Genomic DNA, 21,002 nt, shown 5'->3' on the forward strand with positions numbered 1-21,002 from the left:
ACCGTCGCACGGCGCGCCGGTGGTCCGGGCGTGGTGCGCGAAGGGGACTGCCGTCGTGGACGCGAAGGGCAGGGGCCGTCAGGGGGCGGGGAGAACCGCTCGCCGGGACGGGATCGCGGGGCCGTGACTACGGACCGGTGCCATGCGTGTCTGCTCCATCCTCGTGGAAACACGGAACATCCCGCGGCCGGTATCCTGACTCCCGGATCAGCGCGCGCCCTCATGCCTTCCCGACGGCCGCTTCACCGTCAGTGGCGTGTCCTGCGAGGACGAACTCCCCGGTCACAGTGGCGGGACCGCGCCGGATTCGCACCGGCTTCCCTGACACCGCGGGCCTTGAGGGCGATCGGCAGCGCACCGGTCACCCCGTTGCCCCGAAGATATAGTTGGACGTCCTAGTAAGTCCACCCCGCCTCGCCCCGGACCCGATCCGCCGAAGGGCGGCCCCGCGGGGCAGGCGGCAGTTCGACGACAGGGCCTAGGGTCGTTCGAGGGCGGGTGGACCGGGACGCCGCAGTGCCGGCGCGCACGGGTCCGGGCGGGGGCGCCCGTCCGCGGACACGAGGCGCGGCGCATCGCGGGCGCCACCGGAAGGAACGGGCTGACATGAACGACGCACCACGCCACATCCTCGTCATCGGCATGGGCGCCGGCGACCCCGACCACCTCACGCTCGCCGCGGTGAAGGCCATGCGCCGGGCCGACGTCTTCTTCGTGCTGGGAAAGGGCAAGGAGAAGGACGCGCTGACCCGGCTGCGGCGGGACATCCTCGACGAGCACCTGACCGGCCCCTACCGTGTCGTCGAGGCCGAGGACCCGTGGCGGGACCGCACCCAGCAGGACGCCGGGCGCTACGCCTCGGCGGTGCGCGACTGGCGCCACCGGCGGGCCGACCTCTGCGAACGCCTGATCGCCGAGGAACTCGCACCGGGGCAGTGCGGGGCCTTCCTGGTGTGGGGCGACCCGTCCCTGTACGACAGCACCCTCGCGATCCTCGACGACATCCGGGGCCGCGGAACGGTGAAATTCGGCCATGAGGTGATTCCCGGCATCAGCAGCGTCTCCGCCCTCGCCGCCCGCCACCGCGTCACCCTGAACCAGGTCGGCCGCCCCGTCCACATCACCCCGGGACGACGTCTGGCCCAGGGGTTCCCCGATGACTGCGACCTCGTCGTGATGCTCGACGGCCACGAGAGCTTCACCCATCTGACGGGCAGGGGGTGGTGGATCCACTGGGGCGCCTACATCGGAACCCCGGACGAGATCCTGGTCTCCGGCCCGCTCGACGACGTGGCCGGCCGGATCAGCGGGCTGCGCGCGGAGGCCCGCGAGCGGCACGGCTGGATCATGGACACCTATCTGCTGAGCCCGACGTCCGGCGGCGACGGCGACTGACGGCCGGAGGCCGACGGGGCCACGTCGAGGCGCGGGCGGCGAGGGCCTCCGCACCTCGTCGTCGGACCGGCGGGAGTGTCAGCGCCGGGTCTCGTGCGCCCTGATCACGCCGAGACCGTGTCCCAGGCTGGGGCATTCGGCCGTGAAGTCGTCGCCCCTCACCAGGTAGTCGTGCACCCGGCCGTCCGCCGGTCGTTCGGTCGCGCGATACAGCGTGCCGTTCACGGTGATCGTCCAGTCGTCGCCGTCCTGGGCCCACCCGACTGTCTTCTTCATCTGGCGTTTTCCGTTTCCTCGGTCGGCCTCGCCGCGGGTCGGCGGCCGTGTAGTGGGAAGAAGAACGGCTTGTGACGCTCGGTGGTTCCGCAGTCCCTACGCCATTCGGTTACATCTGTGTCACTGTCACGTCCAGTGGGCGCGAGCGACCTGACTGGCGGTCAGCGCGCCTCTGACGAACGGCCGAACGAAGGACGAACGCGTGTGGCCCGGCGCGGTGGTCCTCCGCGCCGGAGCCGGCCCGGCGCCGGGGGAGGTGCGCCGGGCCGTGTCTCATATCACCGTCCGAAGTGTGAACAACGGTGTGCGCGGGCCGGGCGTCCCCTTAGGGTGGCCGGTGCAGCTGGTTCGCCCTGTCCGCCAGGCAGGGTGTCGCAAGAGGGAACCCGGTGGGAATCCGGGACTGCCCCGCAGCGGTGAGTGGGAACGACCGCCGTCATACGCACTGGGCCCGGCCGGGTCTGGGAAGCGACGGCCATTAGGTGTCTGCCCCGGCAGGCGTGCCCGCGAGTCCGAAGACCTGCCCGTTGCCCGCACGCGACCGTTCGCGTGCGGAGATCTCGGTGACCTCGTGGGCGGGTCGGCGTAACCATCAGGCGGACGGACACGGATGCGACGCGTCCCGGTCTCCGCCCGATGCGTCATCCCTTCGCGTCCGCGTGCCCGTCCCGGGGTCTGTTCCCGCAGACACGCTCGCGAAGGAGAGTCACGTGACAGCGAAGCCCGCAGCCGCGGCAGCACGGGCCACCGTGTACGGCTACCCCCGTCAGGGTCCCCACCGTGAACTGAAGAAGGCCATCGAGGGCTACTGGAAGGGCCGCGTCGACGCCGACGCCCTCCGGGAGACCGCCGCCGAGCTGCGCCGGGGAACGTGGCAGCAGCTCGCCGAGGCCGGGGTCCACGAGGTGCCGACCGGTGACTTCTCCTACTACGACCACGTCCTGGACACCAGCGTCATGGTCGGCGCCGTACCCGAGCGGCACCGTGCGTCGGTCGAAGCCGACGCCCTCGACGGCTACTTCGCCATGGCCCGCGGCACGCAGGACGTCGCCCCGCTGGAGATGACGAAGTGGTTCGACACCAACTACCACTATCTGGTGCCCGAGTTGGGGCCCGATACGGTGTTCAGCGCCGATTCCGCCAAGCAGGTCGCGGAGTTCCGGGAGGCGCTGGCACTCGGGTGGACGCCCCGGCCGGTGCTGGTCGGCCCCCTCACCTACCTCCTGCTCGCCAAGGCGGCCCCCGGAGTGGCGGCGGACTTCGAGCCGCTGACGCTGCTGGACCGGCTGCTTCCGGTGTACGCCGAGATCCTCGCCGACCTGCGCGCGGCGGGCGCCACGTGGGTGCAGCTCGACGAACCCGCGCTCGTCCAGGACCGCACCCCGGCCGAGCTGAACGCCGCCGCCCGCGCCTACCGCGAACTCGGCGGACGCGCCGACCGGCCCCAACTGCTGGTCGCCTCCTACTTCGGGCGGCTCGGCGAAGCCCTGGCGGTCCTGGCCAAGGCCCCCGTCGACGGGCTGGCCCTGGACTTCACCGAGTCCGGCGCGGGGAACCTCGACGACCTCGCGGCGGCCGGCGGCCTGCCGGGCAAGCGCCTGGTCGCCGGTGTCGTCAACGGCCGCAACATCTGGATCAACGACTACGCGAAGTCGCTCGCCACCCTCGGCACCCTCCTCGGCCTCGCCGACCGGGTCGACGTCTCCGCCTCCTGCTCGCTGCTGCACGTCCCGCTGGACGCCGACGCCGAACGCGGCATCGACCCGGAGACCGCCCGCTGGCTCGCCTTCGCGAAGCAGAAGACCGAGGAGATCGTCGTCCTGGCCCGCGGCCTGGGCAGCGGCACGGACGCCATCGCGAGCGAACTCGCCGCCAACCGCGCCGACCTGGCCTCCCGCACCGGCGCGGCGCTCACCCGCGATCCGGCCGTACGCGCCCGCACGGCGGCCGTCACCGAGGCCGACGGCCGTCGCTCCCAGCCGTACGCCGAGCGGTCCGCCGCCCAGCGCGCCGGCCTCGGGCTCCCGCTGCTGCCGACGACCACCATCGGCTCGTTCCCGCAGACCACCGAGCTGCGCACCGCGCGCGCGGAGCTGAGGGCGGGACGGATCGACGAGGCCGAGTACGAGGAACGCGTCAAGGACGAGATCCGCGAGGTCCTCTCCTTCCAGGAGAAGGCCGGGATCGACGTCCTGGTGCACGGCGAACCCGAACGCAACGACATGGTGCAGTACTTCGCCGAGCAGCTCGACGGCTACCTCGCCACCCAGCACGGCTGGGTGCAGTCCTACGGCACCCGCTACGTCCGGCCGCCGGTCCTCGCGGGCGACATCTCGCGCCCGGAGCCCATGACCGTGCGCTGGACCACGTACGCGCAGTCGCTGACCGCACGCCCCGTCAAGGGCATGCTCACCGGCCCGGTCACCATGCTCGCCTGGTCCTTCGTCCGCGACGACCAGCCGCTCGGCGACACCGCCCGCCAGGTGGCCCTCGCCCTCCGCGACGAGGTCAACGACCTGGAGGCGAACGGTACGTCGGTGATCCAGGTCGACGAGCCCGCGCTGCGCGAGACGCTGCCGCTGCGGGCGGCCGAGCACGCCGCGTACCTGGAGTGGGCGACGGAGTCCTTCCGGATCGCCACCTCGGGGGTGCGGCCGGACACCCAGATCCACACCCACATGTGCTACGCGGAGTTCGGCGACATCGTCCAGGCCATCGACGACCTCGACGCCGACGTCATCAGCCTGGAGGCGGCCCGCTCCCACATGCAGGTCGCCCGCGAACTCGCCGCCCACGGCTACCCCCGCGAGGCGGGACCCGGCGTCTACGACATCCACTCCCCGCGCATCCCCGGCGCCGAGGAGGCGGCGGCCCTGTTGCGCAAGGGACTCGAGGCCATCCCCGCCGAGCGCCTGTGGGTGAACCCCGACTGCGGCCTGAAGACCCGTGGCTGGCCCGAGACCCGGGCCTCCCTGGAGAATCTGGTCGCCGCCGCGCGGCAGATCCGCGCGGAGCTGCCCACCGGAGCGGCGTGATCCGGCCCGGTGCGGAGGCGGTCACCACCGCTTCCGCACCGGGCCCCGCCCGTACGGCCCCCGGGGACGACGGCGGGGAACGGCTCGACGCCCCCGCACGGGCGGAGCCCCGCCGAAGGATGCCGGCATGGGCCGTCGGCCGCGTCCCGACTACGCTCGGAGGAACGGTAGTTCGGACGTCCGTGGATCGCCCCGTACGGTGGGAACGCATTCCGCCGCACGGTCGGAGTTAGGTTAGCCTAACCAGCGAATACCCGGTTGTGGATCTTTCCGTGACCGGTGCCGCCCCGCGCGCGGGCGCGACACCCGCACGACCCGCCGCGCACTCCGACCGAAGGACTTCGCCATGTTGCGTGCTCAGGGCCTGCCGTCCTGCGAACTCCCCGTGGAGCGTGCGGTGTGAGCGACGCGACGCCGCCGGCACCCGGCCCGGACCGTCCGCGGGAAGAAGGCCTCGTCGCGGGCGGAGCGCACGGGCCCGGCCGGCTACGGGCCCTCACCGCGATCGTCCTGGACACGCTGGAGGACGCCGCCCCGGCCCGGGGCGGCCCGCTGCCCGCCGGGGGGCCCGAGGCCGTGGCCCGGAACACGCTCGCCCGCTTCGACCCGGTCCTGCCGGAGGAGGGCATCGGGCCCGAGTCCGCGCTCGGGGACCTGGTCCGCGCGGTCGCGGAAGGGGCCGCCGACCCGGCCGATCCCGCCTGCGTCGCCCATCTGCACTGCCCGCCGCTCGCCGTGGCCGTGGCCGCGGACCTGGCGGGGGCGGCCCTCAACCCCTCGATGGACTCCTGGGACCAGGCGCCCGCCGCCGGGGTGATCGAAGAGGCGACCACGGCCGCCCTGGCCCGGCTGATCCACCCGACGGCCCTCGCCCCCGACGCCCTCATCACCAGCGGCGGCACCGAGTCCAACCTGGTCGCCCTGCTCCTCGCCCGGGAACGGGCGACCCCCGGCACCCTCCGGGTGGTGACCGGCTCCAACGCCCACCACAGCGTCCACCGCGCCGCATGGATGCTCGGTCTGCCCGCTCCCGTGGTCGTCGCCTGCCGCGACGGCCGGATCGACCCGGCCGCGCTCGACGACGCCCTGGCGGCCCTCGCCGGAGCACCGCTGCTGGTCGTCGCCACCGCAGGAACCACCGACGAGGGGCGGATCGACCCCCTCCCGGAGATCGCCCGCGTCGCCGAGCGGCACGCGGCCCGGCTCCACGTCGACGCCGCCTACGGCGGCCCGCTGCTGTTCAGCGAGCGGCTGGCCCCGCTGCTCGCGGGCCTGGAGCACGCCGCCTCCGTAACGTTCGACCTGCACAAACTCGGCTGGCAGCCGGTCGCCGCCGGAGTGCTGGCCGTCGCGGACGCCGGGATGCTCGCGCCGCTGTCCCTGCGCGCCGACTACCTCAACGCCGACGACGACACCGAGGCCGGACTCCCGGACCTGCTGGGCCGCTCGATCCGCACCACCCGGCGCCCCGACGCCCTGAAGATGGCGGTCACCTTCCGGGCCCTCGGCCGCCGGGGACTCGGCGGACTGGTGGAGCACTGCGTGCGTACGGCCCAGGAGTTCGGCCGGGCCGTCGACGCCCGCCCCGGACTGCGCCGCCGCCCCGGCGACATCGGGATCAGCACCGTGCTGTTCCGCCCCGCGGCGGCCGACGCGCTGCCGGACGAGGCGGGCGACGCCGTGGTCGCCGCCGTCCGCCGCACCCTGCTCGCCGAGGGCCGCGCCGTCCTGGGCCGCGCCCTGGCGGAGGACGGCGACGGCCGGCGCCGCCTGTGGCTGAAGGCCACCCTGCTGCACCCGGACGCGGCCACCGCCGATCTGCTGCCCCTGCTCGACCTCGTCACGGCGGCGGCGGACCGTGCGGCGGCGGACCACGCGGCGGCCGAAGCGCCGGCGGCCGAAGATACCGATGCCCCCCTGGCGGAAAGGCTGTCGCCATGACGCCGACGACGCGCACGACGCGCCCGGGACGACCCGCCGCCGCACCAGCGACCCCCGCCGGAGGAACCCGATGACGCCCGGACCGCGCACGCCGCCGCTCGACCTGCTGGGAGTGGGGGCGGGGCCCTTCAACCTCTCCCTCGCCGCGCTCGCCGACGGCGTCCCCGGGCTGCGCACCGTCTTCCACGAGCAGCGCGCCGCCTTCCACTGGCACCCCGGGCTGCTGATCGAGGGTGCGACGCTCCAAGTGCCCTTCCTGGCCGACTTGGTGAGCCTCGTCGAGCCCACCAGTCCCTGGTCCTACCTCAATTACCTCAAGACCCGCCGCAGACTCTTCCCGTTCTACTTCGCCGAGCACTTCCACATACACCGCTCCGAGTTCGACAGCTATCTGCGCTGGGTGAGCGCCGAACTTCCCGCCACCCGCTTCGGACACCGGGTCGACACGGTGGCCTGGGACCCCGGACAGGAAGCGTTCGCCGTGGAGTTCACCCGGCTGGGACCCGACGGGGAGACGCTCACGACCGGGCTCGCCCACGCCCGCAACCTGGCCCTCGGCGTCGGTACGGCCCCTCACGTCCCCGAGCCGTTGCGGGCGCTGGTCCGGGACCCGGGCGCGGTGGTGCTGCACTCCGCCGACTACCTCTCCCAGCGGGACCGGCTGCTGGCCGCCCGGCACATCACCGTCGTCGGCTCGGGCCAGTCGGGCGCCGAGGTCCTGCTGGACCTGCTGCGGTCCCGGCCCGAGGGGGCGGAGGGACTGACCTGGCTGGCCCGTACGCCGGCGTTCGCGCCCATGGAGTACAGCAAGATCGGCCTGGAGCAGTTCACCCCCGACTACACCCGCTACTTCCACGGACTTCCGCAGGCGACCCGGGACCGGCTCCTGCCCCGTCAGTGGCAGCTCTACAAGGGCGTCAGCGGGGACACGCTCGGGGACATCCACGACGAGCTGTACCGGCGCAGTCTCGGCGGAGGCTGGCCCGACGTCACGCTCACCCCGGGCATCGAGGTCACCGGCGCCGCCGTCACCGGGGCGGGCCGCATCGAGCTGGCCGTCGAGCACGGCCAGCAGGAGGCGCGGGGCCGCCTCGTCACGGACGCCGTGGTCCTCGCCACCGGATACCGGGAGCGCCCCGTCGAGAGGCTGCTCGCCGCCCTCGCCCCCTCCATCGTCCGCGACGGGGCCGGGCGTCCGCAGGTCGACGAGGCCCAACGACTCGTTCTGGCACCGGAGATAACCGGTTCCGTCTTCGTGCAGAACGCCGAACGGCACACGCACGGAGTCGGTGCGCCGGACCTGGGACTGGCCGCCTGGCGGTCCGCCGTGATCGTCAACGCGCTGACGGGCAAGGAGTTCTACCCGCTGCCCGAACGCACTGCCTTCACCACGTTCGGCCTCGGCGCACAGGTCCGCGAGGACCGGGATCCCGCGTCGCACGCGGCCGAGGACCGGCGGTGACGGTGGCGCCCGGAACGGCGGCGGGCCGCGCGGTGGGGTTCACCGTGCGGCCCGGGGCGGGGTGGGGCGAGTGATCAGCCCTTGCGGGTGTTGATCTCCTCGGTGAGCTGGGGGACGACCGTGAAGAGGTCGCCGACGACGCCGTAGTCGACGAGTTCGAAGATCGGGGCCTCGGCGTCCTTGTTGATCGCGACGATCGTCTTCGAGGTCTGCATGCCCGCCCGGTGCTGGATCGCGCCGGAGATGCCCGAGGCGATGTACAGCTGCGGCGAGACGGACTTGCCGGTCTGCCCGACCTGCGAGGTGTGCGGGTACCAGCCCGCGTCCACCGCCGCACGCGACGCGCCCACCGCGGCGCCCAGCGAGTCCGCGAGCGCCTCGATCAGCGGGAAGTTCTCCGCACCGTTGACCCCGCGCCCGCCCGAGACCACGATCGCCGCCTCGGTCAGCTCCGGACGGCCGGTCGACTCACGCGGCGTCCGCGAGACCACCTTCGTGCCCGTCGCCCCCTCACCGAACGACACCGCCAGCGTCTCGACCGCACCCGCGGCGGCCGCCGGCTCGACCGGCGCCGAGTTCGGCTTGACCGTGATCACCGGAACACCCCGGGAAACCCGGGACCTGGTGGTGTAGGAGGCGGCGAACACCGCCTGCGTCGCCACCGGACCCTCGTCACCGGCCTCCAGATCGGTGGCGTCGGTGATGATGCCGGAGCCGATACGCAGCGCGAGGCGGGCGGCGATCTCCTTGCCCTCGGCCGAGGACACCACCAGCACCGCCGCCGGGGACACCGCCTCGAACGCGGCCTGCAGCGCGTCCACCTTCGGCACCACCAGATAGTCCGCGAACTCCGGGGCATCGGAGGCCAGGACCTTCACCGCACCGTGCTCACCCAGCACACCCGCGGTGCTCTCGGCACCCGCGCCCAGCGCCACGGCGACCGGGTCACCGATGCGACGCGCCAGCGTCAGCAACTCCAGCGTGGGCTTACGGACCGCACCGTCCACATGATCGACCAGAACCAGAACTTCAGCCATGACAACGCACTCCAGACAGACGAGAGAAGAAAAACGGGGGAAGAGGCAGGAGAGAAGGGGACCGCGGGCGCGGGATCAGATGAACTTCTGGCCCGCGAGGAACTCGGCGAGCTGCTTGCCGCCCTCACCCTCGTCCTTCACGATCGTGCCCGCGGTGCGCGCCGGACGCTCGGTCGCCGAGTCGACCGCCGTCCACGCACCCGCCAGGCCGACCTCGTCCGCGTCCAGCTCCAGGTCCTCCAGGTCCAGGGACTCCACCGGCTTCTTCTTCGCCGCCATGATCCCCTTGAAGGAGGGGTAGCGCGCCTCACCCGACTGGTCGGTCACCGACACCACCGCCGGCAGCGACGCCTGAAGCTGCTCGGTCGCGGTGTCACCGTCACGCCGCCCGGTCACCACACCACCGTTCACAGCGACCTCGGACAGCAGCGTCACCTGCGGCACACCCAACCGCTCCGCCAGCAGCGCCGGCAGCACCCCCATCACACCGTCGGTGGAGGCCATCCCGCAGATCACCAGGTCATAGCCGGTCTTCTCGACCGCCTTCGCCAGCACCAGCGACGTGCCCATCACATCCGTGCCGTGCAGATCGTCGTCCTCGACGTGAACCGCCTTGTCCGCACCCATCGACAACGCCTTGCGCAACGCGTCCTTGGCATCCTCCGGACCCACCGTCACCACGGTGATCTCCGCATCGTCCGCCTCGTCCGCGATCTGCAACGCCTGCTCGACCGCGTACTCGTCCAGCTCCGACAGCAGACCGTCGACATCCTCACGGTCCAGCGTCAGGTCATCGGCGAAACGCCGGTCACCGGTCGCGTCGGGCACGTACTTCACACAGACAACGATCCTCAAGCTCACGCCGGCTCTCCTGCCTACCTGGGTGTGGTCCCACCTGGGTGTCCTTCGTACTGGTCCACAGATTATGGCACTCAGTACCCTCTGTAAAGGTACCCAGTGCCAAACTGCTCCTTCCGGTGCTACGTTTCGCCGCATGAGCGAGGCGCGAGGACCCGAGAAGAAGGCACCCATGCGGGAGGTGCTCGCGCAGGCGGCCTTCCAGCTCTTTCTGGAGCGGGGCTTCGAGCGGACGACCGTGGACGACATCGTGGCGAGAGCCGGGGTGGGCCGGAGGTCGTTCTTCCGCTACTTCCCGTCCAAGGAGGACGCGGTCTTCCCGGATCATGAGCGCTGCCTCGCCGAGATGACCGAGTTCCTGGCCGTCGTCGACGGCGGCGACCCGGTCGGCGCGGTGTGCGACGCCGCCCGCATCGTGTTGCGGATGTACGCGGCCAACCCGGAGTTCTCCGTGCAGCGTTACCGCCTCACCCGGGAGGTCCCCGGGCTGCGGACGTACGAACTGTCGGTGGTGCGCCGTTACGAGCAGACCCTCGCCGGTCATCTGCGCGGCCGGTTCGGCGAGGGCGGGGACGGGGAGTTGAGGGCCGAGGTGATCGCCGCCTCCGTGGTCGCCGCCCACAACAACGGGCTCCGGCTGTGGCTGCGTTCGGGTGGGGAGGGTGATCCCGAGGTGGCCGTCGACCATGCGCTCGCCCTGGTGCGTGAGGTGTGGGGGCGGTCCGTGGCGGAGGCGGAGGCGGGTGCGGGTGCGCCGTCGCCGGAGGGGGGCGGGGGAGGGGAAGGCGCCTCAGGGGTTCTCGCGGCCGGCCCGGCCGCGTCTCCTCCCGCCGCTCCCTCGTCCGCCGGTCCCCTTCCCGCCTCCACCGCGTCCTCCGGATCCGCCCCCGCCCCTCCCGCCTCCCTCTTTCCCGTCTCCGGCGACGGAGAGGTGATCGTGATGGTCGCCCGGAAAGGCACCCCGATGTGGCGCGTCGTGCAGCAGATCGAGGCAGCCGTCGGTGAGAACTGAGCATCAATGGGCACTCAGTGCCTTTACTGTCCGGCACTGAGTGCCATATGGTGCGGACGCGCCCGCAGCGCAGGTGCGGCGCGTCCGAGTCGAGCGCAGGGGGTCGAGCCGTGTCCCAGACAGCTACGGGCACCGTCCAGAAGGCGCACGAGGAGTGCGGCCTCTCCTACAACCGCTGCCGCTGGTGCGGCACCGCCTCGTTCCGGCGGCTGCTGTGCCCGGTGTGCGCGTCGAGCGAACTGGAGCCCGAAATCACCAACGGCCACGGCACGGTCGTCCGGACCGCCGTGGTCCACCGCTACACCGAGGCGGCGCGCAACGAGTCCCTCGTGCGGTTCTCCGAAGGGTTCGTCTTCCGCTGCCGGATCGTGGGGGCGGCTCCGCACCTGGTGACGGTCGGCGCGCGCGTGCGGCCCGTCCCCGGGGACGAGCCGGAGACGGGCGAGGTGGTCCTGGAGCTCTGCGAGCCGCCCGCGCGGCGCGACTGGGTCTGAGCGTCCCGGCCGGCCGGGCGGCGCGACGCCGGGCGGCCGGTCAGCCCAGCCGGTTGAGCATTTCCGTGGCCAACGGGACCGAGGAGGCCGGATTCTGACCGGTGATCAGGTTGCGGTCGGTGATCACGAACGGCGCCCAGGGCTCACCCTCCTGGAAGTCCGCGCCCAACGCCACCAGCCGGTCCTGGAGGAGCCACTCAGCCCGGTCCGCGAAGCCCGCCTGGGCCTCCTCCGCGTTGGTGAAGCCGGTCAGGCGGTACCGGGCGAACGCGTTCGCGCCGTCGGGGCCGGTAGCGGCCAGCAGCGCCGCAGGGCCGTGGCAGACCACACCGAGCGGCTTGCCCGAGGCCAGCACCCGCGCGAGCAGCCGCCCGGAGACCGGATCCACCGCGAGGTCCTCCATCGGGCCGTGGCCGCCGGGGTAGAAGACGGCGTCGTACGCGTCCGGGTCCACGTCCTCCAGGGCGACCGGCCGCCGCAGCTCCTCGAACGCCTCAAGACCGGCCGCCACCGCGTCGGCGCCCTCCTGGCCGCCGTTGACCTCGGGCGCCAGGCTGCCGCGGTCCACGGTCGGGACGACGCCGCCCGGGGTGGCGACGACCACCTCGTGCCCGGCGGCGGTGAACGCCCGGTACGGCGCCACGGCCTCCTCGGCCCAGAAGCCCGTGGGGTGGGCCGTACCGTCCGCCAGGGTCCAGTGGTCCGCGCCGGACACCACGAAAAGGATCTTTGCCATGTCGTACATCTCCGTTGGTCGGGGTGGCTGACCAGGCCGACGGTAGGCCCGGCCGGGCCTGGATCCGCCTCCCGCCCACGTGTGCCGGAAAGAGGCTTCCGACGGGGCGGCGGCGATCGGCCGTCCGGCGGATCGCCTGCCCCCGGCGCACGGCCCGAACCGTCCAGGGCGGAATCGGCCGGCGGATTCCTCCGGGGGCGGGCCGCCCCGTCGGAGATGTCCGCATTCACCCGGAGGACGAGGGCTCGTACGGCCGTGCTTAGCTGGAGCCATGATCGATGACTTCCTGTACGGGACCGCCGGGCACACCGGACCGCAGGCCGAGGTCGAGGCCGCCGTGCGCGCCGCCGCCGCGGCCGAGATCATGCCGCGCCACCGGAAGCTCGCCGCCCACGAGATCATCGAGAAGAACGGCCCGCACGACCTGGTCACCGCCGCCGACCGGCTGGCCGAGGAGCACCTGACCGCCGCCCTCACCAAGCTGCTGCCCGGCTCGGTCGTCGTCGGCGAGGAGTCCGTGCACGCCGACCCGGCGGTCTACGACGCCCTCGGCGGCGACGCCCCGGTCTGGATCGTCGACCCGGTCGACGGCACCCGCCAGTTCGTCCGGGGCGAGGCCGGCTTCTGCACCCTGGTCGCGCTCGCCCTCCACGGCGAGGTGTACGCCTCCTGGACGTACGCACCGGTCCGGGGCGAGATGGCCGTCGCCGTACGAGGCAGGGGCGCCACGCTCAACGGGGTGCCGATACGCTCCGGGGCGCCCGCACCCGGCGCCGAGCTGACCGTGGCGATGTCGCACCCCGACTACACCACCGAGGCCCAGAAGCGGGCCCTGCTCGGCCTGCGCACCGAAGGCATCGCGGCCCGCCCCTGCGGCTCGGCCGGCCTGGAGTACCTCGCGGTGGCACGCGGCGACCTGGACGCCACCGCCTTCAACTGGGAATACGCCTGGGACCACGCCGCGGGCCTGCTCCTGGTCACCGAGGCGGGCGGCGCCCAGTCGACCCTGTCCGGCGCCCCGTTCCGTATCGCCGGCGGCAACGAACTGCCGTTCACGGCGGCCCGCGACGAGGCCACCGTCCAGCGCGTACTGGCCGCCCTGCGCACCGAAGTCTGACCCGCCCCGCCCGGCCCGGGGACCCGCGTCCGCACAGTCGGTGGCTGCGCATACCCTGGGAGTCAGACTTCCGGCCGACGAAGGAGTCCCAAGGTGCCGTCGATGCTCGATGCGGTCGTGGTGGGCGCGGGTCCCAACGGACTGACCGCCGCGGCCGAACTGGCCCGCCGGGGCCTAGCGGTGGAGGTCCACGAGGCGCTCGACACCATCGGCGGCGGCGCCCGCACCGAGGAGCTGACCCTCCCCGGATTCCGGCACGACCCCTGTTCCGCCGTGCACCCCCTCGGCATCGGCTCGCCCGCGTTCCGCGGCATGCCGCTGGACCGGCACGGCCTCCGGTGGCTGCACCCCGAGGTCGACCTCGCGCACCCCTTCCCGGACGGCACCGCGGTCACGCTCACCCGCTCGGTGGGCGAGAGCGCGATGTCGCTGGGGGCCGCCGACGCCGGGGCCTACCGCCGGCTCGTGGCCCCCTTCGTCGGCCGCTGGGACACCCTGGCCGCCGACTTCCTGCGCACCCCCTGGGACGGTCTGCCCCGCGACCCCTACCGGCTGGCCCGCTTCGGCCTGCTCGGCCTCCAGCCCGCCACCTGGGTCTCCCGCCGCTTCGCCGGTGAGAAGGCCCGCGGCCTCTTCGCCGGGCTCGCCGCCCACGCCATAGCTCCCACCAGCGGCTTCGCCACCTCCGCCATCGCCCTCGTCTTCGCGCTCGCCGCCCACGAGAACGGCTGGCCGGTGCCGCGCGGCGGCTCCCAGGCCATCTCCGACGCCCTCGCCTCCTTCCTCCGCGAACAGGGTGGCACGATCCGGACCGGCAGCGAGGTCAAGCGCCTGGACGAACTCCCGCCCGCCCGCGCCTACATTTTTGACACCTCGCCCTCCGCGCTCGCCCGGATCGCGGGCCTCGGCTCCGCGTACCACCACTACCGCTACGGCGCCTCCGCCTTCAAGATCGACTATGCCCTGTCGGGCCCCGTCCCGTGGACCGCGTCCGAGGCCCGCCGCGCGGGCACCGTCCACATCGGCCCCGACGCCGGGACCATCGACACCGCGCTGAGGGCGGCCGTCGAGGGCCGCGACCCGAGCGTGCCCTTCCTCATCACCGCCCAGCCCAGCGTCACCGACCCCTCCAGAGCCCCCGAGGGACGCCATGTCTTCTGGGTGTACGGGCACGTCCCGGCCGGCTGGGAGGGCGACGCCACCGACGTCATCGAACGCCAACTGGAGCGCTTCGCCCCGGGGTTCCGCGACCTCGTTCTCGCCCGCGCCCTCGCGGGACCGCCCCAACTCGCCGCCCGCAACGCCAACTACGTCGGCGGCGACATCGCGTGCGGAGCCTTCGCCGGCCTCCAGACGCTGATCCGCCCCAAGCTCGCCCGCGTCCCCTACGCCACCGCGCACCCCGCGGTCTTCCTCTGCTCCTCGGCCACCCCGCCCGGACCCGGGGTCCACGGCATGTCCGGCCACCACGCCGCCAAGGCCGTATGGCGAAGGCTGCGGGCCTCCTGACCGGACCCGGCGGCGAAGGCCCCCGGCGCGCGGCATGATGTCCGCATGAGCACCTCTGTCTCCCCCGCCGTACGCCTGGTCCGCGGCGACATCACCGACCAGTCCGTCGACGTCATCGTCAACGCGGCGAACTCCTCGCTGCTCGGCGGCGGCGGAGTCGACGGCGCCATCCACCGGCGCGGCGGACCCGACATCCTCGCCGCCTGCCGCGAACTGCGCGCCGCGCACTACGGGAAGGGACTGCCCACCGGGCAGGCCGTCGCCACCACCGCCGGACGCCTCGACGCCCGATGGATCGTGCACACGGTCGGCCCGGTCTTCTCCGGCGCCCAGGACCGGTCCGCCCTGCTCGCCTCCTGCTACCGAGAATCCCTGCGCCTGGCAGCGGAGTTGGGGGCCCGGTCCATCGCGTTCCCGGCGATCTCCACCGGCATCTACGGCTGGCCGATGGACGACGGCGCCAAGATCGCCGTGCGCACGGTCCTGGCGGAGGCCGTGGAGCCGATCGAAGAGGTGCGCTTCGTCCTCTTCGACGCCCACGCGTACGTGGAGTTCGAGGAAGTCCTCGCGATGCGCTGAGCCCGCCCCGCGCCCCGAAGGATCCGTGCCCGGCGCCCGTCGGAAGGCTTCAGGCCTGTCGGATTCCCGCGCGAGGGCCCTGTCGGATTTCCGCCAGCCAAGCCCCTGACCGGTGCACCATCCTGGAACCATGCACACCGACACCGAGCGCTGCGTGCGGGCCGTCCAGTCCAAGGACTCCCGCTTCGACGGCTGGTTCTTCACCGCGGTCCTCACCACCCGGATCTACTGCCGCCCCAGCTGCCCCGTCGTGCCGCCCAAGGTCCGCAACATGACCTTCTACCCCAGCGCCGCCGCCTGCCAGCAGGCCGGATTCCGGGCCTGCAAGCGCTGCCGCCCCGACACCAGCCCCGGATCCCCCGAGTGGAACGCCCGCGCCGACTCGGTCGCCCGCGCCATGCGCCTGATCCGGGACGGGGTCGTCGACCGCGAGGGCGTGTCCGGGCTCGCCGCCCGGCTCGGCTACTCCGCACGGCAGATCGAACGCCAGCTGCTGGCCGAGCTGGGCGCCGGACCGCTCGCCCTGGCCCGCGCCCAGCGGGCGCAGACCGCCCGCCTGCTCATCGAGACGACCGCGCTGCCCATGGCCCAGGTCGCGTTCGCCGCCGGCTTCTCCTCGATCCGCACCTTCAACGAGACGGTCCGCGAGGTCTTCGGCCTGGCCCCCGGCGAGCTGCGCACCCGAGCCGCCCGGGGCCCCGGACCCGCCGCCGTGCCGGGCGTCATCGCGCTCCGCCTCCCCTACCGGGCCCCGCTCAACCCCGGCAACCTCTTCGGCCACCTCGCCGCGACCGCCGTCCCCGGCGTCGAGGAGTGGCGGGACGGAGCGTACCGCCGCACCCTCACCCTCCCGTACGGCCACGGCGTCGTCGCCCTGAGTCCCGCGCCCGACCACATCGCCTGCCGGCTCGCCCTCACCGACCCCCGCGACCTCACCCGGGCCATCAGCCGCTGCCGCTGGCTCCTCGACCTGGACGCGGACCCGGTCGCCGTCGACGCGCAGTTGCGCACCGACCCGGTGCTCGCCCCGCTGGTCGACGCGGGCCCCGGCCGCCGGGTGCCCCGCACCGTGGACGGGGCCGAGTTCGCCGTGCGCGCGGTGCTCGGCCAGCAGGTCTCCACCGCCGCCGCCCGCACCCACGCCGCCCGGCTGGTCACCGCCCACGGCGTCCCGGTCGAGGACCCCGAGGGCGGGCTGACCCACCTCTTCCCGACGCCGGAGGCGCTGGCGGGACTCGACCCGGAGGCCCTGGCCCTGCCGCGTACCCGCCGAACGACCCTCACCACGCTCGTCGCCGCCCTCGCGGAGGACCGGCTGCGGCTGGACACCGACACCGACTGGGAGCGGGCCCGCACCGAACTGGCCGCCCTGCCCGGCTTCGGGCCCTGGACCGTCGAGTCCATCGCCATGCGGGCCCTCGGCGACCCCGACGCCTTCCTCCCGGGCGACCTCGGCATCCGCCGGGCGGCCGGACGGCTGGGCCTGCCGGCCACCCCCGCCGCCCTCACCGCACGGGCCGTCGACTGGCGCCCCTGGCGGGCGTACGCCGTGCAGTACCTCTGGACGGTGGACGACCACCCCATCAACCACTTGCCCGACTGAAGGAGCACCGCCATGACCGCCGCACCCGCCACCGCCGCCGCCAGACGGCACACGGTCGTCGACAGCCCCTACGGCCCGCTGACCCTCGTCGCCACCGACGGAGTCCTCTCCGCCCTCTACATGACCGACCAGCGCCACCGCCCGCCCGAGGAGACCTTCGGCGTCCCGGACCCGGAGCCCTTCGGCGAGACGATCCAGCAGCTCACCGAGTACTTCGCCGGCCACCGCACCACCTTCGACCTGCCGCTGAACCTGGCGGGCACCCCGTTCCAGCGGAGCGTCTGGGCGGAGCTGCTGAGGATCCCGTACGGCGAGACCCGTACCTACGGCGAACTGGCCGAGGAGCTCGGAAAACCGGGGGCCTCGCGGGCGGTCGGACTGGCCAACGGCAAGAACCCCGTCGGGATCATCGTGCCGTGCCACCGGGTGATCGGAGCCTCCGGGAGCCTCACCGGCTACGGCGGCGGCCTGGACCGCAAGCAGCGGCTGCTCGCCTTCGAGAGCGGCGGGAGCGCGGACGGGCCGCAGGCGCTGTTCTGAGGGCGGCCGGGGCGTGCCGAACCCGGTACGCCCCCGCCCCGCTCAGCCGGTGAAGATCTCCACGGTCGTCCAGACGGCGAGACCCAGCATGCAGATCCCGCCGATCCGCTGCACGGTCTTCAGCGGTACGCGGCTGGCGATGAACTTCCCCGCCAGCAGCGCCAGCGCCGAGACGGACATCAGGGCGGCGGCCGAGCCGATCGCCGTGGACCAGGTGCCGTTGCTCGCGGCGAGGTTGGCGGTGGTGATCTGGGTCAGATCACCCCACTCGCTGATGAAGACCGCCATGAACGCGGTCGAGTAGACCGGCCAGAAACCGGTCACCGTCTTCACCTCGGCGTCCTCGTCGTCGTCCCCGCCGCTGCCGCGCAGCAGGAGGAACGCACCGAGCGCGAACAGCGAGGCCGAGACGAGCTTGACGATCCAGTCGGGCAGCAGCCCGATCAGGCTGCCCGCGCCGACGGCGATGGCGACGTGCACGATGAACGCGGACGAGGTGCCGAACCACACGTAGAGCGGCCGCATCCGCGTACCCATGGCCAGCGAGGCGAACATCGTCTTGTCGGGGAGTTCCGCGAGGAAGATCAGCCCGAAGGCGGTGATGATCGCCAGGAAGTCGAGGTGCATTCCGGGTGACTTTCTGTTTCGAGCCGGGCCCCGGATCTTCGCGAAGCGCCGCTCGGGCTTTTCGGAGGACCACTCGGCCCGGCATGACGGCTCCGCCCACAGGACGTGGACGTGTCATACAGGACCGAAGGTCTCGCCCGCCCGTGGCAGTCCTTCGCAGGACGCACGAGCCCGGTCACCGGGAACCCGGAGGCTCCAGTATGTCGACGACCGGTTTGCGGGGCTACTCCCCTTCGCAGCCGTCAACGATACCTCACCCGGTCGGACCGGGTGCCGGTGTTCGCACCGTGAGCGCCTCGGTAGCATCGTGATGATCACCGGGCCCCCGGCGGTCCGCCGCCACCCGACTCCACCCACCGCGACGGGAAGTGCCCCCATGAGCCGCCGCCCCCGCAAGGACGTGCCCGCCCAGGGCGCCCCCCGGCCCACCGTCAGCGTCTGCCGGGGCTGCTGCTGCGGCACGGAGAAGATCCCGGGCGTGGACCACGCGGCCCAGCTGTCCCGGCTGCGCTCCGGCCTGGAGGGCGCCGCCACCGTACGGGCGGTCGACTGCCTCGACGCCTGCGAGCAGGGCAACGTCATCGTGGTGCAGCCCTCCGCCGACGGCCGCCGGGCCGGCGGCCGGCCCGTCTGGCTGGGCCTGGTCAACGACGAGCACGCCGAGCAGGACATCGTGACGTGGGCGGCGGCCGGCGGCCCCGGGCTCGCGGACGCCCCGGACATCCTCGACCTCTACGTCTTCCAGCCCTCACGCCGGGTCCGGGCGGGCCTGGACGGCTGAGGCCCGCCGGCGGGGCACCGGACCCGCCCCGTCACAGGCCCCGCGTCAGGCGGTGGAGCCGCAGAGCGAGCTGGATCTCCAGGGTGCGGGCAGGAGTGTTCCAGTCCTGCCCGAGGAGCCGGCCGATGCGCTCCAGCCGCTGCACCACCGTGTTCACATGGACGTGCAGCAGGTCCTTGGTCCGGGTGAGGCTCGCCCCCTGGGCGAAATAGGCGTCCAGCGTGGCGACGAGATCGGTCCCGCGCCTGCTGTCGTAGTCGAGCACGGGCCCCAGCGTCCGGTGCACATAGCCGCCCAGATCCGCCTGGTCTCCCAGCAGCACGCCGATGAACCCGAGGTCCCCGACGGCGCCGCCGCTCCCGGTGTGGCCGAGGGCGCGCAGCGCGGAGAGGCAGCGGTCGGCCGCACTGTGCGCGTGGGGCAGCTCGGCCGGACCGGTGGCGGGGCCCGCCGAGCCGACCGTGACGGGGAAGCCGACCGCCTGGCCCAGCTCGGCGGCGAGCGCCCGGGCGGCCGGCCCCGGCGCGTCGGTGGGCGCCACCAGGACGATGTGGTCGTGGTGCAGCCCGGCCAGCCCGTTGCGGGCCTGCGCGCTCCGGGCGGTCGCCGCCAGCAGCCGGTGGCGCGGGGCCACCTCGCTGTGCGCGACGAACACACTGTGCCGTCGGCCCAGGTTGACGCCCAGCCGTCGTGCGCGGGCTGTCAGGGTGCCCGGGTCGCCGGTGCGCGAGAGCAGGTCGCCCAGCAGCTCTCCCCGCACCCGGTCCTCCGTCTCGGCGACCGAACGGCGCAACAGCATGAGCAGCGCGGTGACGACGCTGGCGCGCTCGAACAGCAGTCGGTCGGCGTCCGCCAGCCCGGCCCGGCCCGTCAGCGCGATGGAGCCGAGGAGCTCGGGGCCGGCGAGGACGGCGCAGACCCAGGTGCCGCCCAGCGGAACGGCCCGGCCCCTGGCCCGGGACGCGGACACCGCGGGGATCGGCTGCGGCAGCGGCTCGGTGCGGGCGCGGGCCAGCTCCGCGCCGTCCGCGTCGTGGATGAGGATCCCGCCGTCCAGGATGTCGGCGAGGGCCGCCGCCACGTCGTCGGCGCCGCCGCCCTGGAGGACGAGGTCGGTGAGCTGGTCGTGGGCCTCCTCGGCACGCCGCATCGCCTCGCTGTGCGTCCGGATGGTCTCCGACGCGGCGTTGAGGTCGACCAGGGCGGCGCGGGTCTCCTCCAGCAGCCGTGCCCCGTCGATCGCGATGGCGGCGTGGTCGGCCAGCGACGAGAGCAGCGCCACCTCGGTGGCGGAGAACTCGCGGGGCGCCCGGTCGGCGGCGTACAGCACGCCGATGACGCGGGCGCCGAGGCGCAGCGGTACGCCGAGGATCGCCCTCAGGCCCTCGTTCAGCACGGCGCTGTCGATGGGGCCGGTGTGGTGGAAGCGGGGGTCGGCCTGGTAGTCCCCGGTGGCGTACGGGCGGGCGGTCTGGGCGACGAGCCCGCCCAGGCCCTCGCCCATGCCGAGCCGCAGCCGCTGGAAGTCCTCGGCCACCGACCCGTCGGTGACCCGCATGTACGTGTCGCCCGCGGCGTCGTCGTTGAGCGAGAGGTAGGTGACGTCGGTGCCGAGCAGCAGTTTCGCCCGGTGGACGATGGCCCGCAGGACGGCGTCCAGATCGCGCAGGGCCGCCAGGTCGCTGGCCGTGTCGAACAGGGCGGTGAGCTGTGCCTCGCGCACCCGGTGCTGGCCGAGCGTGCGCCGGATGCGCAGGGCCACGCCGGCCGCCTCGGCGATCTCGGCCAGCTCGGCCGCGGTCGCTCCCGCCTGCCGGGCGGCGGCGGCCGGCCGGTCGAACTCCTCCACCGCGGCGCCCTGGGCCAGCAGGTCGAGGAGCCGGCGCAGGGCCGGAGCGGAGTGCTGGGCGGCCGGTGGTGTCACGCCGGTGAGCATACGGTGATCGCCTCCCGGGAGGGGCCGAGCGGACAACGGGGACGGCCCTCCCGCGCACCGCGTG

18 protein-coding genes and 2 riboswitches are annotated in these 21,002 nt (G+C 73.5%); of the genes, 12 read left to right on the forward strand and 6 right to left on the reverse strand.

Going from position 1 to position 21,002, the window contains the following annotated elements; all coding sequences use genetic code 11:
* Positions 1-168: 168 nt before the first annotated feature.
* Positions 169-347: riboswitch (cobalamin riboswitch) on the reverse strand.
* Positions 348-606: 259 nt separating this feature from the next.
* Complete coding sequence (gene cobF, locus DTB53_RS11550) at positions 607-1,395, forward strand: precorrin-6A synthase (deacetylating) (protein ID WP_012378384.1); 789 nt, start codon at positions 607-609, stop codon at positions 1,393-1,395.
* A gap of 78 nt (positions 1,396-1,473) precedes the next feature.
* On the opposite strand, the gene DTB53_RS11555 is transcribed toward cobF, so the two are convergent.
* Entirely contained in the window at positions 1,474-1,671 is a 198-nt protein-coding gene (locus tag DTB53_RS11555; protein ID WP_003965122.1) for a hypothetical protein, read from the reverse strand.
* 340 nt (positions 1,672-2,011) lie between these two features.
* Positions 2,012-2,201: riboswitch (cobalamin riboswitch) on the forward strand.
* Between the two features lie 180 nt (positions 2,202-2,381).
* On the opposite strand from DTB53_RS11555, the gene metE reads away from it, so the two are divergent.
* The 3 genes from metE to DTB53_RS11570 all read left to right on the forward strand — a co-directional run bounded on the left by metE (position 2,382) and on the right by DTB53_RS11570 (position 8,109).
* Positions 2,382-4,706, forward strand: coding sequence for a 5-methyltetrahydropteroyltriglutamate--homocysteine S-methyltransferase (metE, locus tag DTB53_RS11560; RefSeq protein WP_012378383.1), 2,325 nt, complete (start codon positions 2,382-2,384; stop codon positions 4,704-4,706).
* Positions 4,707-5,105: 399 nt separating this feature from the next.
* Positions 5,106-6,647 (forward strand): pyridoxal phosphate-dependent decarboxylase family protein, encoded by a 1,542-nt coding sequence (locus tag DTB53_RS11565; protein ID WP_012378382.1) that lies wholly within the window; start codon positions 5,106-5,108, stop codon positions 6,645-6,647.
* A 70-nt stretch (positions 6,648-6,717) separates the two neighbouring features.
* Complete coding sequence (locus tag DTB53_RS11570; RefSeq protein ID WP_012378381.1) at positions 6,718-8,109, forward strand: lysine N(6)-hydroxylase/L-ornithine N(5)-oxygenase family protein; 1,392 nt, start codon at positions 6,718-6,720, stop codon at positions 8,107-8,109.
* 74 nt (positions 8,110-8,183) lie between these two features.
* Here the strand turns inward: DTB53_RS11570 and DTB53_RS11575 are convergent, their stop codons facing one another.
* Complete coding sequence (locus DTB53_RS11575) at positions 8,184-9,146, reverse strand: electron transfer flavoprotein subunit alpha/FixB family protein (RefSeq protein ID WP_012378380.1); 963 nt, start codon at positions 9,144-9,146, stop codon at positions 8,184-8,186.
* A 75-nt stretch (positions 9,147-9,221) separates the two neighbouring features.
* A complete protein-coding gene (locus DTB53_RS11580; protein WP_012378379.1) occupies positions 9,222-10,007 on the reverse strand; it encodes an electron transfer flavoprotein subunit beta/FixA family protein in 786 nt (261 codons plus the stop codon).
* Between the two features lie 169 nt (positions 10,008-10,176).
* On the opposite strand from DTB53_RS11580, the gene DTB53_RS11585 reads away from it, so the two are divergent.
* On the forward strand, positions 10,177-11,016 hold the full coding sequence (locus DTB53_RS11585) for a TetR family transcriptional regulator (protein ID WP_042495736.1): 840 nt from the start codon (positions 10,177-10,179) through the stop codon (positions 11,014-11,016).
* Positions 11,017-11,126: 110 nt separating this feature from the next.
* Entirely contained in the window at positions 11,127-11,510 is a 384-nt protein-coding gene (locus tag DTB53_RS11590; RefSeq protein WP_003965112.1) for a Zn-ribbon domain-containing OB-fold protein, read from the forward strand.
* A 40-nt stretch (positions 11,511-11,550) separates the two neighbouring features.
* Here the strand turns inward: DTB53_RS11590 and DTB53_RS11595 are convergent, their stop codons facing one another.
* Positions 11,551-12,246, reverse strand: a complete 696-nt coding sequence (locus DTB53_RS11595) for a type 1 glutamine amidotransferase domain-containing protein (RefSeq protein WP_042498215.1) — start codon at positions 12,244-12,246, stop codon at positions 11,551-11,553.
* Between the two features lie 271 nt (positions 12,247-12,517).
* On the opposite strand from DTB53_RS11595, the gene DTB53_RS11600 reads away from it, so the two are divergent.
* The 5 genes from DTB53_RS11600 (at position 12,518) to DTB53_RS11620 (ending at position 17,594) form a co-directional block, all read left to right on the forward strand.
* A complete protein-coding gene (locus DTB53_RS11600; RefSeq protein ID WP_012378375.1) occupies positions 12,518-13,363 on the forward strand; it encodes an inositol monophosphatase family protein in 846 nt (281 codons plus the stop codon).
* 93 nt (positions 13,364-13,456) lie between these two features.
* Entirely contained in the window at positions 13,457-14,872 is a 1,416-nt protein-coding gene (locus DTB53_RS11605) for a phytoene desaturase family protein (RefSeq protein WP_012378374.1), read from the forward strand.
* Positions 14,873-14,917: 45 nt separating this feature from the next.
* Positions 14,918-15,451, forward strand: a complete 534-nt coding sequence (locus DTB53_RS11610) for an O-acetyl-ADP-ribose deacetylase (protein ID WP_003965106.1) — start codon at positions 14,918-14,920, stop codon at positions 15,449-15,451.
* A 130-nt stretch (positions 15,452-15,581) separates the two neighbouring features.
* Positions 15,582-17,054, forward strand: coding sequence for an AlkA N-terminal domain-containing protein (locus DTB53_RS11615; RefSeq protein ID WP_012378373.1), 1,473 nt, complete (start codon positions 15,582-15,584; stop codon positions 17,052-17,054).
* A 12-nt stretch (positions 17,055-17,066) separates the two neighbouring features.
* Entirely contained in the window at positions 17,067-17,594 is a 528-nt protein-coding gene (locus DTB53_RS11620; protein WP_012378372.1) for a methylated-DNA--[protein]-cysteine S-methyltransferase, read from the forward strand.
* 42 nt (positions 17,595-17,636) lie between these two features.
* Here the strand turns inward: DTB53_RS11620 and DTB53_RS11625 are convergent, their stop codons facing one another.
* A complete protein-coding gene (locus DTB53_RS11625) occupies positions 17,637-18,221 on the reverse strand; it encodes a TMEM165/GDT1 family protein (protein ID WP_012378371.1) in 585 nt (194 codons plus the stop codon).
* 376 nt (positions 18,222-18,597) lie between these two features.
* On the opposite strand from DTB53_RS11625, the gene DTB53_RS11630 reads away from it, so the two are divergent.
* Positions 18,598-19,002, forward strand: coding sequence for a (2Fe-2S) ferredoxin domain-containing protein (locus DTB53_RS11630; RefSeq protein WP_003965101.1), 405 nt, complete (start codon positions 18,598-18,600; stop codon positions 19,000-19,002).
* 31 nt (positions 19,003-19,033) lie between these two features.
* Here DTB53_RS11630 and DTB53_RS11635 read toward each other — a convergent pair whose 3' ends face one another.
* Positions 19,034-20,938 carry a helix-turn-helix domain-containing protein gene (locus DTB53_RS11635; RefSeq protein ID WP_012378370.1) on the reverse strand — a complete coding sequence of 635 codons (1,905 nt, stop codon included), beginning with the start codon at positions 20,936-20,938 and terminating at the stop codon, positions 19,034-19,036.
* Positions 20,939-21,002 lie beyond the last annotated feature (64 nt).

Source organism: Streptomyces griseus, from assembly GCF_900460065.1.
Classification (GTDB): domain Bacteria; phylum Actinomycetota; class Actinomycetes; order Streptomycetales; family Streptomycetaceae; genus Streptomyces; species Streptomyces griseus.

Excerpts from the sequence above, each read along its gene's own strand:
- cobF (WP_012378384.1), top strand. The coding sequence starts at position 607 with ATGAACGACGCACCACGCCACATCCTCGTCATCGGCATGGGCGCCGGC.
- DTB53_RS11555 (WP_003965122.1), bottom strand. The coding sequence starts at position 1,671 with ATGAAGAAGACAGTCGGGTGGGCCCAGGACGGCGACGACTGGACGATC.
- DTB53_RS11570 (WP_012378381.1), top strand. The coding sequence starts at position 6,718 with ATGACGCCCGGACCGCGCACGCCGCCGCTCGACCTGCTGGGAGTGGGG.
- DTB53_RS11575 (WP_012378380.1), bottom strand. The coding sequence starts at position 9,146 with ATGGCTGAAGTTCTGGTTCTGGTCGATCATGTGGACGGTGCGGTCCGT.
- DTB53_RS11585 (WP_042495736.1), top strand. The coding sequence starts at position 10,177 with ATGCGGGAGGTGCTCGCGCAGGCGGCCTTCCAGCTCTTTCTGGAGCGG.
- DTB53_RS11595 (WP_042498215.1), bottom strand. The coding sequence starts at position 12,246 with ATGGCAAAGATCCTTTTCGTGGTGTCCGGCGCGGACCACTGGACCCTG.
- DTB53_RS11600 (WP_012378375.1), top strand. The coding sequence starts at position 12,518 with ATGATCGATGACTTCCTGTACGGGACCGCCGGGCACACCGGACCGCAG.
- DTB53_RS11610 (WP_003965106.1), top strand. The coding sequence starts at position 14,918 with ATGAGCACCTCTGTCTCCCCCGCCGTACGCCTGGTCCGCGGCGACATC.
- DTB53_RS11615 (WP_012378373.1), top strand. The coding sequence starts at position 15,582 with ATGCACACCGACACCGAGCGCTGCGTGCGGGCCGTCCAGTCCAAGGAC.
- DTB53_RS11620 (WP_012378372.1), top strand. The coding sequence starts at position 17,067 with ATGACCGCCGCACCCGCCACCGCCGCCGCCAGACGGCACACGGTCGTC.
- DTB53_RS11625 (WP_012378371.1), bottom strand. The coding sequence starts at position 18,221 with ATGCACCTCGACTTCCTGGCGATCATCACCGCCTTCGGGCTGATCTTC.
- DTB53_RS11630 (WP_003965101.1), top strand. The coding sequence starts at position 18,598 with ATGAGCCGCCGCCCCCGCAAGGACGTGCCCGCCCAGGGCGCCCCCCGG.
- DTB53_RS11635 (WP_012378370.1), bottom strand. The coding sequence starts at position 20,938 with ATGCTCACCGGCGTGACACCACCGGCCGCCCAGCACTCCGCTCCGGCC.